The organism is Prevotella sp. P3-122, from assembly GCF_002251365.1.
In the GTDB taxonomy this organism is placed as follows: domain Bacteria; phylum Bacteroidota; class Bacteroidia; order Bacteroidales; family Bacteroidaceae; genus Prevotella.
On the sequence record NZ_NPJH01000097.1, the window covers coordinates 63892 to 77600 of the forward strand.

Annotated in this window: 11 protein-coding genes and 4 tRNA genes; 14 read left to right on the top strand and 1 reads right to left on the bottom strand. The window is 48.5% G+C overall.

Annotated features, from left to right (window positions below):
• Nucleotides 1-3 precede the first annotated feature (3 nt).
• A complete protein-coding gene (locus tag CIL02_RS15525) occupies nucleotides 4-1515 on the bottom strand; it encodes a carbon starvation protein A (RefSeq protein WP_094403126.1) in 1512 nt (503 codons plus the stop codon).
• A gap of 92 nt (nucleotides 1516-1607) precedes the next feature.
• On the opposite strand from CIL02_RS15525, the gene CIL02_RS15530 reads away from it, so the two are divergent.
• The 14 genes from CIL02_RS15530 to CIL02_RS15590 form a co-directional block, all read left to right on the top strand.
• Nucleotides 1608-3230, top strand: coding sequence for a glycoside hydrolase family 10 protein (locus CIL02_RS15530; protein ID WP_094403128.1), 1623 nt, complete (start codon nucleotides 1608-1610; stop codon nucleotides 3228-3230).
• Between the two features lie 77 nt (nucleotides 3231-3307).
• The gene (locus CIL02_RS15535) at nucleotides 3308-4231 is read left to right on the top strand and encodes a glucosaminidase domain-containing protein (RefSeq protein ID WP_094403129.1); all 924 of its coding nucleotides are present in this window, start codon (nucleotides 3308-3310) and stop codon (nucleotides 4229-4231) included.
• 39 nt (nucleotides 4232-4270) lie between these two features.
• Nucleotides 4271-5515 (top strand): M64 family metallopeptidase, encoded by a 1245-nt coding sequence (locus CIL02_RS15540; protein WP_094403131.1) that lies wholly within the window; start codon nucleotides 4271-4273, stop codon nucleotides 5513-5515.
• Nucleotides 5516-5558: 43 nt separating this feature from the next.
• Nucleotides 5559-6137, top strand: coding sequence for a M48 family metallopeptidase (locus tag CIL02_RS15545; RefSeq protein WP_094403132.1), 579 nt, complete (start codon nucleotides 5559-5561; stop codon nucleotides 6135-6137).
• A 425-nt stretch (nucleotides 6138-6562) separates the two neighbouring features.
• Nucleotides 6563-8749, top strand: coding sequence for a hypothetical protein (locus CIL02_RS15550; protein WP_094403134.1), 2187 nt, complete (start codon nucleotides 6563-6565; stop codon nucleotides 8747-8749).
• Between the two features lie 12 nt (nucleotides 8750-8761).
• The gene (locus CIL02_RS16485) at nucleotides 8762-8932 is read left to right on the top strand and encodes a hypothetical protein (protein ID WP_170935131.1); all 171 of its coding nucleotides are present in this window, start codon (nucleotides 8762-8764) and stop codon (nucleotides 8930-8932) included.
• A gap of 373 nt (nucleotides 8933-9305) precedes the next feature.
• Nucleotides 9306-10085 (top strand): EFR1 family ferrodoxin, encoded by a 780-nt coding sequence (locus CIL02_RS15555; RefSeq protein ID WP_094403135.1) that lies wholly within the window; start codon nucleotides 9306-9308, stop codon nucleotides 10083-10085.
• Nucleotides 10085-11800: a M6 family metalloprotease domain-containing protein gene (locus tag CIL02_RS15560; RefSeq protein WP_240513751.1), complete on the top strand. Its 1716-nt coding sequence runs from the start codon at nucleotides 10085-10087 to the stop codon at nucleotides 11798-11800. The genes CIL02_RS15555 and CIL02_RS15560 overlap by 1 nt, the downstream gene beginning before the upstream one ends.
• Before the next feature lie 122 nt (nucleotides 11801-11922).
• Nucleotides 11923-11995 (top strand) — tRNA-Thr (locus tag CIL02_RS15565).
• Nucleotides 11996-12026: 31 nt separating this feature from the next.
• Nucleotides 12027-12099 (top strand) — tRNA-Gly (locus CIL02_RS15570).
• A 20-nt stretch (nucleotides 12100-12119) separates the two neighbouring features.
• Nucleotides 12120-12563, top strand: a complete 444-nt coding sequence (locus tag CIL02_RS15575; protein ID WP_094403137.1) for a T9SS type A sorting domain-containing protein — start codon at nucleotides 12120-12122, stop codon at nucleotides 12561-12563.
• Nucleotides 12564-13070: 507 nt separating this feature from the next.
• A tRNA-Lys gene (locus CIL02_RS15580) sits at nucleotides 13071-13146 on the top strand.
• A gap of 18 nt (nucleotides 13147-13164) precedes the next feature.
• Nucleotides 13165-13237: transfer RNA gene (locus CIL02_RS15585), tRNA-Lys, on the top strand.
• A gap of 161 nt (nucleotides 13238-13398) precedes the next feature.
• The coding region (locus tag CIL02_RS15590; RefSeq protein ID WP_305775616.1) for a sigma-70 factor domain-containing protein at nucleotides 13399-13709 on the top strand (311 nt) is incomplete at its 3' end.

Here is a 13709-nt window from a genome sequence, read left to right on the forward strand (position 1 = left end):
CTTTTATTGCATCTGCCTACGATACCATACGAAAAACCATACCAGCGACAGGACAAAGACTGCGGCTGCGAAATAGTAGGCCAGCGAGGCATCGAGGCCGAAGGCCTGGCGGGACACCAGCAGGAAGGTAGAGCAGACCATGGTCATGAACAATGCGGGCACCATGGTGACGGCAAAGGGCTTCTTCTGACGGGCAAGGTAAACTGTCAATGCCCAGAGGGTGAAGACAGAGAGCGTCTGGTTGGCCCAGCCGAAATACTGCCAGATGACATTGAAGCCGTTGGGATTTTCCATCTGCCATAGCAACAGCATTACGGCCCCGAGGAACATGGGGATGCAGATGTACAGACGCTTGCGCACGCTACGCTGCTCAAGGCCTATGAACTCGGCTATGATGAGACGCGCGCTGCGGAATGCGGTGTCACCACTCGTTATGGGCGCTGCCACAACACCAAGCAGGGCAAGGATGCCGCCAAACACTCCCAGCCAGCCCGAGCACATATACTTTACTACCGTGGGGGCATCAAAATACTGTATTAGCGTCTTGCCTCCCTCACCCTGCTGCTGGATGAACTGGTTGACCACATCTGCGCTGACAACCTCACGCCAACCACCATAATAGAAGAAGTACATGGAGGCTGTGGCCCATATCATGGCTACGGCACCCTCGGTAATCATCGCTCCATAGAATATCGGACGTCCCAACTTCTCATGACTCATGCAACGGGCCATAAGAGGACTCTGAGTGGCATGGAAGCCGCTGATGGCTCCACAGGCTATTGTTATGAACAGGCATGGGAAGACGGGATTGGACGACGCGAACGCCTCCGTGCCAAGCCATGCGGGATTGCTGTTGTAGTTGCACGCGCCAAGGTCGCTCCACAATTCAGGGATGTCCGGCAATTTCACAAACAGGCCTACGAGCAGGGCAAACGCCATGAAGAGCAGGGAGAAAGCAAACAGGGGATATACCTTGCCGATAATCTTGTCGATTGGCAACATCGTGGCTATTATGTAGTAGGCGAAGATGACTATTATCCACATCATCTTAGAACCGCACAATGTTTCCAGTATGATGGCAGGACTGTAAACAAACACCACTCCTACCATGACGAGGAGCAGGATGGAGAAGACAAGCATAACCTTGCGTGTGAGGGAGCCAAGGTAACGGCCGATAAGCTCGGGCAACCCTACTCCGCCATGACGGATAGACAACATACCGCTGAGATAGTCGTGCACGGCTCCGGCAAAAATGCAGCCGAAGACAATCCACAGATAGGCCACAGGACCATACCACGCTCCCATGATGGCACCAAAGATAGGACCGGTGCCGGCAATGTTCAGGAACTGTATCATAAAGATTTTCCAACCGGGCATGACGATGTAATCCACACCATCAGCCTTGGCTACAGCAGGAGTGGGCCGGTTGTCGGGCCCCATGACATGCTCGACAAATTTACCGTAGAACAGATAGCCTACGATCAACGCCAAAAGGGCAATAGTAAAAGATATCATTTTGTGTTGTATTTAAAATCTTAATGCAAAAGTAAACATTTTATTTGAAAAGAGGAAAAATATCCGTACCTTTGTACGCAAATTGAAAGAAAATGAGCCAAAAGACCAAAATATTCGCACTACTGCTGCTCTTCTTGTTGCCCATTATTGCCATTGCCTCGCCCAAGAGAGAGGTGAGGGCTGTATGGCTGACTACCATCGGAGGACTGGACTGGCCGCACTCCTACGCCTACGAGGGCAAGGGAGTGGAAAGGCAGAAGGAGGAGCTGTGCTCACTGCTCGACAAGTATCAGAAGGCCGGCATCAATACCGTACTCCTACAGACAAGGGTTAGAGGTACGGTCATCTACCCCTCAGCATATGAGCCGTGGGACGGATGCCTGAGCGGACACCCAGGGACAAGCCCGGGCTACGACGCCCTGGCATACGCCATTGAGCAATGCCACAACAGGGGTATGGAGCTGCACGCATGGGTGGTGACCATTCCGGTAGGGAAATGGAATGCCACGGGGTGCGCTAAGCTGAGGAAGAAGTATCCGAGGCTGATAAAGAAAATAGGCCCCGACGGCTACATGGATCCCGAGAACAGGCAGACTGCGGAATATATCGCTAACATCTGCGAGGAGATAACACGCAACTACGACATCGACGGCATACACCTCGACTACATACGATACCCCGAGACATGGAAATACAAGGTTACAAGGTCACGGGGCAGAGAAAACATAACTGATATCGTCAGGGAGATAAGCACAAGGGTGAAAGTTCTGAAGCCGTGGGTAAAGATGAGCTGCTCGCCCGTGGGCAAGCACGATAACCTGCCACGCTTCAACAGCCATGGATGGAACGCCTACACCACGGTGTGCCAGGACGCGCAGGGCTGGCTGCGAGAGGGACTGATGGACGCTCTGTTCCCAATGATGTATTTCCGAGGCAACCAGTTCTACCCCTTCGCCATCGACTGGGCAGAGCAGAGCTGTGGCAGAATGGTTGCACCGGGTCTGGGCATCTACTTCCTGTCTCCCAAGGAGGGCAACTGGAAAATAGAAGATATCACCAGGGAGATGCACGTGCTCAGACAGTATGGCATGGGACATACTTTCTTCCGTGGCAAATTCCTCACGGACAACTGTCAGGGCATCTACGATTTCACGGCCAATGACTTCAACCGGCATCCTGCCTTAGTGCCTGCTATGACATGGGTCGACGATGTTGCTCCAGACACTCCTGGCGGCATGCGTTTTGATGAGGGGCGGCTCTGGTGGTCTTCTGTCGATGAGCCCGGTGTGACATACAACGTCTACGCAAGCGGGCACTATCCTGTGAATACCGACGATGCCGCCAACCTCGTAGCCGTGAGACTCTACAGGACTAATATCGTTGCAGACAACACCCGCCGGCATTACGCCGTAACGGCCATGGACAGATATGGCAACGAGAGCAAGCCCCTGCAAGAGCCTGCCCCCGCAGCGAGCAAGCCATGCGACATCACCGAGCACCTCCTGCCCTGCGACGGCTACCGCCTGCTGCTGCCTGAGACGGATGCCGACATGGTGGTATTCGAGACTCTACAAGGAACCATGGTACGCACGGCCACTCATGCCGATACCATGGATGTTGGCCGAATGCCGCAAGGCATGTACATAGTCCGCTCTCTCAACTCACGCGGCATCACCCACCGCCTCGGCCATTTCTGCATCAGAAGAAATTTATAGGAGACCTGTGAATAATAGAAGCCTATACGAAATATAGCAAGCATGGGAATCCTAAAAAACAAATACAACAGAAAACAATGAACAAAAAGCAAATTCTATCCCTTCTGGCAGCTCTCGCCTACTCTGTCACCGTCCTCGGACAGATGAGGTGGAACCAGAACTACCAGAACTACATCAACCAATATAAGGACCTTGCCATAGAGCAGATGCTCAAATACCATATACCGGCAAGCATCACCCTGGCACAGGGACTCTTTGAGAGCGGAGCAGGGCTGAGCGAGCTGGCAAGGAAAGGCAACAACCACTTCGGCATAAAGTGCCACGGATGGCAAGGAAGGGCCGTGTACCATGACGACGATGCCAAGCACGAATGTTTCCGGGCATACAACTCGCCCGGCGAAAGCTTCGAGGACCACAGCAGGTTCCTGGCACGGCAACAGAGGTACAGCAGGCTGTTCGAACTGAAAATAACCGACTACAAGGGATGGGCACACGGCCTGAAGGCTTGCGGATATGCCACCAACCCGGCATACGCCACCAAGCTTATCAACATCATCGAGCTGTACAAGCTATACCACTACGACAAAGCCAGCAGCTACGACAAGTTCATGGCCAAGCACTCATCCAACGACAAGGCGGCACAGAACGGCACCAGACTGCATCCTATAAAGATATACAACAAGAACTACTATCTCATTGCACGCGAGGGAGACACGTTCAAGAGCATAGGCAAGGAGACTGAGCTTAGCTGGAGGAAGCTGGCCAAATATAACGAGCGTGACAAGAACGACATCCTGCATGCCGGCGACATCGTATACCTGAAGAAGAAGCGAACCAAGGCGGAGAAGATATACAAGAAACGCCCGCACACCGTCAAGGCGGGAGAGAGCATGTATGACATAGCACAGAAATACGGCATAAGACTGAAAAGCCTGTACAAGATGAATCATCTGTCGCCCGACTACCAGATTAGACCCGGAGCACAGCTAAGGGTATATTAAGGTGGATTATAGGTGGGTATTACTTAAAAGCATAACAACATGACACGACTGAAGACTTTTTTAGCCGCCGCTCTTCTCGCAACAGGGATGGAGGCTGGCGCACAGAATTTCGATGACTACTTTGTAGACCAGACCCTGCGAATAGACTATAACTTTGCAGGTAACGTCAACGAACAGCATATCGCCGTTGACGAGCTGAAGATGATGCCACGATGGTATGGCAAGCGCAAGAGGCTGGCAGAGCTGCCCATGGAGGGCAACGGACAGATTACCGTCAGGGACCACCGCACGGGTACCGTCATCTACCGCAACTCTTTCTCCACCCTGTTTCAGGAATGGCTGAGCTATCCTGAGTCGAAGACCGCCACAAAGTCGTTTGAGAACGTCTTCCTCGTACCGATGCCTAAGGACACCGTGGACATCACGGTCGACTTGCGCAACAACAGGCGAGACATCACCGCACAGCTTACACACCAGGTGGTGCCGTCAGACATCCTGATAAGGCATGTGGGACACAGGCACGTAACACCCTACGAGACCATACAGCAGGCCAAGGACACTACCCAATGTATACACATCGCATTCCTTGCCGAAGGCTACCAGGAAGACGAGATGCCGGTATTCATCAACGACACTAAGATAGCCGTTGAAGCCATCTTTGCCCACGAACCGTTCAAGAGCATGAGGGAAAGGTTCAACATCGTGGCTGTGAAGGCACCGTCTGCAGACAGCGGTACCAGCGAGCCTGCTAAGGGAATATGGAAGAAGACCGCACTGAGCAGCCACTTCGACACTTTCTATAGCGACAGGTATATGACCACGCTAAACCTCAAGGACCTGCACGACTGTCTCGCAGGAACGCCATACGAGCATATCATCGTCCTCGTAAATACAGAGAAGTATGGCGGTGGCGGCATCCTCAACTCCTACAACCTGTCCATGACACATCACGAGAAGTTCCGCCCCGTAGTTGTGCATGAGTTCGGACACAGCTTCGCAGGTCTGGGTGACGAGTATGCCTACGAGACTGAGGAGGTGCCCATGTATCCGCACGACGTGGAGCCGTGGGAGAAGAACATCACCACAAAGGTGGACTTCAGGGGCAAATGGGAAAACCTCATAGGTACCGACAGCAAGGCGGGCTTCTATGAGGGAGCAGGCTACTCGCCCAAAGGTATTTACAGAGCATATTATGACTGCCGCATGCGCACAAACGAGAACCCAGAGTTCTGCCCGGCATGCAAGCAGGCACTACAAGGAGTAATCGACTTCTATACCGACTGACCGCAAGGATAGTCCTGGGGAACGATAACTGACAAAAGAGAAGATGAGATTTCGGATTGCAGCAATTATCCTCATATTATTCACTACCGTCATGCCAGGCCGGACGCAAGAAAAGGACAGCGACCAGCTTGGCATGGCCATAGAGTATTTCCAAAGCGGGAAATACCATGAGGCGCTGAACATCTTCTGCAAGCTCGAAACCAGGCACGAGCTGAACCCACGCTTCAAGGCCTACATGGGGGTATGCTTCTATTACGAATGGGACTATGCCAATGCCTGCGCCTACCTTGACAAGGTGTTGCCCCTGCTGACGAAGCTCGCACCTCACGAGCGGTCGTTCTACTATTTCGCATGTGCCGAGAGCCATTTTGAGCTACAGGAATACGAGAAGGCACTGCCATTGTATAACGAGATGGCAACCATCTGCTACGACAACGAGAAGGCGGACGCATACTACAAAATAGGATTCATATATATGTTCAGGCAGCAATGGACGGACGCTCTCGACAATTTCCAGTCGGCACTGGTCTATTACACACAATTCCGGCCTGACCAGAAATCTCGCATAACACAGATTAAAAACATGATTAACGGTTGCGCACAGGAAATAGAGCGCAAGTGAAAAAAGGAAGAACACTCAATTGATATTCAGCCCTTTATAGTTATCATTGTGATTGCTTGAAGAAATGACAACTATGAACAATAGAACATATTATTTCGGACTGCAATATTATTTTTATTATTTTTTTTAGCTAAATCTGTTCTTGTTCATTATTTTTTTGTACCTTTGCAGTACGAATTAAGAATTGATATAGATTGCGGTCAGGATAAATGCCCAGCCGTTTAATTACATTTTAATGATACTATTTAATTTTTGTAATAATATTTTTATGAATTGCATTAATCAATTTACTTTGGGCAAGTATAGCCTTTTGTCTATGCTTGTTATGCTTTTGTCATTCTCTCCACTGGGGGGGGGTAAATGCACAAGAAGTTAAGAAGACCTTTACTGCTTGCGCTCTTAACATCGATGGCTTGCCACAGACTATGGCGGGAGTCACTGTTAACGGTGACGGACCAGGCTCCGATGGCACCCAAGCCATAGGTAGGTACATCGTCAACAAGGGAATAGACATTGTAGGATGTAGCGAGGACTTCAACTACAACGGCGACCTTGTAGTTGGTCTTGGAGAAAACTACCACATGGGACTATGGCGTGGCCGCATTGACTTTTCCGCCATTAGCAGCATCACAGGCAGCAACCCCATTGACACCGACGGACTTATGTTCTTGCTGAGGAATACAAACTACAAGGATGGCAAAAGCATGAGCTTCTACGATGAAAGCTGGACACAATGGAACGAGTCATTAGGAGGTATTGATAAGGGAGCCAACACTCTTGTGAAGAAGGGTTACCGTTTCTATACCGTGAACCTTGGCGACGGCGTGAAGATAGACGTGTATGTGCTGCACATGAATACCGCAGAAACCCCCGATCAGATTACCGTTCAGGACAATCAGCTCACACAGCTTACAGAAGCCGTTAAAGCTAATACCAACGGACGCCCGAAACTCATAATCGGCGACACCAACTGCCGTTACACACGTAATAGGGTAACAGACAACCTTATCACTCCACTTTCAGAATTGTATGACATAAAGGACGTATGGGTAGAGAAGTTCAGAGGAAAACAAGGAGCCCCTGCTTATGGCGACGCTGCCCTTATGGTATCGGATAAGACCAGCAGCGAAGCTTACAAGACAGGCGAAATTGTGGACAAGATATTCTATCTCGTACCGAAAGGCTGCAATCTGTCTATGACCCTCGACGACCTTGTCTTCGATGCCGACAACTATAAGAAAGGAGACGGCACGCTGCTTGGTGACCATGTGCCCGTGATTGCCACATTTACCATCACTGGTACAATCTCTACTAATGCCTTAAATCCCGCTTCTCAAGATGAGTTCTGGGAGGGAGAAACATTAGAGAAGGCAACAACTGAGACCACGAATAACGGAGGTATATATATATATAATGTAGGTTCTGGTTTCTATATAACAGGTTCCGCAGGGTCCAGTCCTTCTGTGAATGATATAAATTATGCCGAGAAATGGGAAGTATACTATGATTCCAACAAGGAAACAGCGACAATATCCAAAGGCGACAACTTAAGAATTAGAATGGATGGCACTGGAGATATTGGAATAATTACGAAATCTAATTGGTTTGGTGCTACCAATTTTACCATCAAAAAGTCGACAAGTACGAATGGTGCGTACAAGTTTGTAAACAATTACTACTCTTTCCCCTCAAATATAGACCACTATTTCAATATTGAAGTAACAGAAAGCTCAACTAAGTATACGGGAGCAAAAACTATGGGCGTTTACAACGACTGGCTCTTCATCAGCGAGGCTCAGAAGACAGCATACACCAAATACTTGACGGCATACGAAGACGCCAAGGCATTGCTGACCAAAAAGAAAGATTATCTTAATGAGGAAGCTGCCCTGAAGTCTGAGCTTGAGGATATTCTTCTCGAAACCATCAACACAAAATATAGCAACAGTGTGGCAAACACTAAGAAGCTGAACGATATAATTTACAAGATTAACAATCCCTGGACGTTCACTAAAAAGATAACTGTTGGTGCAAAGTATGCCACCATCTGCCTGCCATACAACACCAAGGTACCCGAGGGCGTGACAGTAAAGGTTGTGACAGAATACACTCCTGGCTCACACTACGTGAAGACAGCAGATTTTGCTAATGCCGGTGAGGTAATGCCTGCAAACAACGGCTTCCTGCTGTATGCAGAGGATATCACGGCAGATACCGAATACAAATTCGTATATACAAGCAAGGCTGCCAACGCACCTGGTGTCAACCTGCTGTATGGCAATGTAGAGCGCAGGACAGACTATGACAATCTTTCAGATGTCTTTGTGCTTGCCAACAAGTCTCTTGGTGTGGGCTTCTATCACCTTCAGAGCGAGCAGGCTCTTGCAGCCAACGTTGCCTACTTGCGTATTGCCGACAACAGCATCGCCGCTACTGCAAAGGTATTCATCGACGACTCCACTACAGGAGTAGAGGCTATAGAGACTGAAAAGTCTATAGCAAGTCCTGCCGCAATCTACGATACCCTTGGCAGACAAGCTAAAGCAATGAGGCGCGGAGTGAACATCGTCCGCATGTCAGACGGTAGTGTACGTAAAGTGATAATTAAATAAAAAAGCAAAGCTATGAAAAAGATATATGTAAATCCTTCTATCAAGAAGATACAGCTTATCGATACCCCAATATTGGCAAACTCGATACCCGTAATTGAAGAAGGAGAATCAGGTTATATTGAAGAGGCAACAGAGGTAGAGACACTTGGAAAAAAATATAATACCAATTTATGGGGTGAATAACTCCTAAGAACATTCAAAGAGGCTGTGTCACAAGTAACTGACACGGCCTCTTTTTTTATATCATTCAAGTGCAACCCTTTATTGCTGCGTACTTATGCAGCAATTCCATAATTCTAACTCTGGATCTGCTGCTTGTACATAATTTTTAAAAATTGCCGTTCAATTGCTGTAAATTGCTGTTCAAAAAAAAAGAGTTTAGAGCCGTCCTTATGATGGAACAGCAATTCTCAGCAATTTATCAGCAATTAATCAGCATTTCAAATTTCGCAAGTTCCTCAGCCCGCCATTTTTAGTTCAAAAAACACCTCGAACCCCTCATAAAGTTTTTCATGGTTTTGGCATCTGTATCAGTTTTTTATTGTATCTTTGCAACATGATATTCTATTTTTCCTGTACGGGCAACACACGGTGGGCAGCCAGGCAAATCGCTGACGCAACAGACGATGAGCTGGTATTTATTCCCGACTTAGAGGATAGTGCCTACACACCCTCTCTGCAAGATGGAGAGAGGATAGGCTTCTGCTTCCCTGTACACGGATGGCAACCGCCACGGATAGTACGCCAATTCATCAGGCGACTGAACATCGTGGATGCAGAACGCCACTACACCTACGCCCTGATAACGGCTGGCGACACTATTAGCGAGACGGCAAGGATATTACGGAAGGAACTGGCTGCCGTAGGCCTGCCCCTGCACGCCACATGCTCACTGCTTATGCCTGAGAGCTATGTGGGACTGCCGTTCATGGACGTAGATACAAAGGAGAACGAGAAGCACAAGATCGAAGAGGCACAGAAGAAGCTGGAATGGTTCATACAGCAGGTGAAAGCGTGCAACAAGGGCACAGAGAGTCTGGACATAGGCCGATGGCCGAGAATAAACTCAAGGATTATAGGCAATTTCTTTCACCGGTACCTTGTCACCGACAGACCATTCCATGTGGACACCGAACGGTGCCTGAGATGCGGACTATGTGCGAACGCCTGTCCGGTAAAGAACATCGTGGGAGGCAAGGGACAGACACCGCAATGGAACCACGACGGTACATGCCTGAGCTGCTTCGCCTGCTACCACCACTGCCCCACTCACGCCATAGAGTATGGAAGCAGGACAAAGAATAAAGGACAATACTATTTCAAAAAAGAACAATAATGAAGAAAATAATAATGAAGAAAATTCTACTCACATTGAGCATGGCCATCACCATGTCATCAGCATGGGCAGCGAAAGCCATCAACAAGCCTATCACAGTCCAGCAGTCTGACGGTACACTCATTACCGTATACCTGCACGGCGACGAGGATTTCCACTGGTATACATCAGCAGACGGAACCATACTGCTGCGCAACGGCAACGACTTCACTCCGATAACAGAGACTCCGGAGACATTCTTCGCCAAAGCAGAGAACGCACGAAGGATGAACGTAATGAAGCGTGAGCCTGTTACGGGCTCCTCGAAGACGCTGTTCCCTCATACTGGCAGCCCCAAGGCTCTCGTCATCCTCGCACAATATCAGGACGTAGCCTTCAGCCTTGCCGACCCGAAGAAGTCGTTCGACCAGTATCTGAACAAGGCCGAGGGTGAGCAGGAAGATTTCGGAGCATCGGAGAACCTCAACTACGGCAGCGTGAGGCAGTATTTCATGGACATGAGCAATGGACAGTACAGCCCCACGTTCGATGTCGTAGGCCCCGTAACACTGCCTAACAACATGGAGTACTATGGCGGCACCAACGACAATGCCACAGACGAGAAGGCCAGCCAGCTCGTCATCGACGCCTGCGAGCTTGTGAAGAACGACGTGGACTTCTCGCAGTACGACTCCAACAACGACGGCTACGTAGACTTAGTGTACGTCATCTATGCCGGATATGGCCAGAGCATGGGCGGCGCCAACAATACCATGTGGCCCAAAAGCTTCTCCGTGAACACAAGCAATACATACAACGGCAAGAAACTCTACCGCAGCGGCATCAACAACGAGCTTCTTGGCAACGAGAGCTGGCCCGAGACAAAGCAAATCAACGGCATCGGACTCTTCGTGCACGAGTTCTCCCACTGTCTTGGCCTGCCCGACTTCTATGCGTCAAGGCTCACGAGCATATACGACAACCAGGGTATGGAAGACTGGAGCGTTATGGACAACGGTACGTACAACATGAACGGATATGTGCCCGCTGCCTATACGGCATGGGAGCGTGAGGCTTTCGGATGGTGCACCATTGAGACTCTCACCGAGGACACCCAGCTGCAAATAGACAACATCGACTACGGAGGCAAGGCATACAAGTTCTGCAACGACAACAACAAGGATGAGTATTTCGTCATACAGCGTTTCCAGAACAGAAAATGGAATTCCCCCATGGCAAACTCCAAGGAGAAGATGGACGGCCTGCTGATATACCACGTAGACTACAACTCCACAGACTTCTCCATCAGCTCGAACAACGTCAACAATACTGTTGGACACCCACGCATGGCCGTCGTGCCATCTGACGGCATACTGACAAGCAGTTACAGGGATATAGCCTTGAGCACTTATTGGGAAGACATCAAGGGCGACCTCTATGGCGCTGGCACAAAAACAGGAAAGACAGATTTCATACAGTCGGATGCCATTGCCAACAGCAAATGGTTCACGGAGGGTACAGCCAGGAATATCTATAATACCCACATCAATGATGATGAAGCCATGTGGCTCGACTTTGGCAAGAACCTCTCTACTGACGGCATCGACAACATTACCGCCAATACCGAAGGCCGACAAGGCATCTACAGCCTCAGCGGTACATTCCTTGGCAACAGCTCCGCCAACCTTCCAAAAGGCATATATATAATAGGTGGAAAGAAGTTCGTACAGAAGTAGATTAGGAAAAAGGTACAAGGTTTTCATTTCGAAGAAAACAAAAAATATGATTTATTATTTGGTGTTTCGGATAAAAACCTTTACCTTTGCACCCGTTATCTAAAACATAGTTTCATCTTGTTGCCGATATGGCTCAGTTGGTAGAGCAACGCATTCGTAATGCGTGGGTCCCGGGTTCGAGTCCCGGTATCGGCTCTTTGTGTGAAACGCCTAATAATTCACCTTTGCGGTAATAGCTCAGTTGGTAGAGCACAAGCTTCCCAAGCTTGGGGTCACGGGTTCGAACCCCGCTTACCGCTCCCTATCATTCTTGTTGCTTATGAGGAGTGCCATTCTATTATTTGCATTGTTGGCATCTACCGTCTTCTCTTATGCCAGAACCGACCTGCATACCGTCAGCTTCAACGGGGTGCAGATGGACAAGCAGGTGACCTCCATAAGCTACTTCGAAAACACAGTAACCCTTACATGGAGCGACAACACCAGCATCTCGGGTGAGATGGCGGAGCTGATGCTCAAGCTGGCCATGGACAACGACATCAATAAGGTGCGTATTTACCTTGTCAGCGGCCTATACGACAAGAACATCCTTGTAAAAGGACTCACTTCGGGTACACCTATTTATATATATGACATGAAAGGCCGTGAGATGGCACACATGGATGCAGCCGAACATGGTACCATGGTCGACATCCACAACCTTAATACAGGTGTATACTTCCTGAAGAACAACAGCATTATCGTGAAGTTTGCCAAGAAATGAGAATCATCCGACATTTCGAGTGATTACCATTTATAGCAGTGTGCTCTGTATTTGTTACCTTCATTGCCGATAAGGTTATAAATCTTGTCTGTGGCGTATTCATATTTGCGGTTCATGCTATATCTCGAGTGACAATATATTGTTGCGTGGTCTATGCATATATATATAATTGCCGATAAGGTTAATAACCTTAAGGCCGTAAGGTTAATAACCTTTCAGCCGTAAGGTTATTAACCTTATCAGGGATGCAAACGTATTCATATACTATGGCAAACGGTTTCACCTACTTCTTTTAATAATATACTTCAGGAATAATATATTATGCGTCACTCCATATTTCTGATAAACCCCAATTTGTGCTAATTGGATAGTAAAACACTATTTGCCCACAAAAAAAACTGTTCAGTTAAAAAAAACAGCTGAAAAGTTTGGTCGTTCCACAAAAAGATAGTACCTTTGCACTCGCAATTCAGAAAACAGCCTTTCAGAACATTCAAAAAGGCATCTGCGTCCTTAGCTCAGTTGGTAGAGCAACTGACTCTTAATCAGTGGGTCTAGGGTTCGAGCCCCTAAGGACGCACCATTCTGAAACAACACTGATGCGTCCTTAGCTCAGTTGGTAGAGCAACTGACTCTTAATCAGTGGGTCTAGGGTTCGAGTCCCTAAGGACGCACAAAGCTCAATCTACTAAGATTGGGCTTTTTTTGGTTATTTAAGTTAAAGATTGTATACAAAAATCCCTTTCAAATAGTTTTTTTCCTAATTTTGCCGTGTTTTAGGTACACACATTAAGAGTTTGCATATCAAACGCTTACGAAAATTCATAGCAACAAGATGAGACAACTAAAAATTCAGAAGAGCATCACCAACCGTTCGAGTGAGGCATTGGACAAGTATCTTGTGGAAATAGGCCGTGCGCCGCTCATATCCATAGAAGAAGAGATAGAGCTGGCACAGAAAATAAAAAAAGGCGGCCCCGAAGCAGAGAAAGCCAAGGACAGACTCGTGACGGCCAATCTGCGTTTTGTCGTGTCGGTAGCCAAGCAATACCAGCATCAGGGCCTAACCCTTACAGACCTCATCGACGAAGGCAACATCGGACTGATAAAGGCAGCACAGAAATTTGATGAGACACGAGGCTTCAA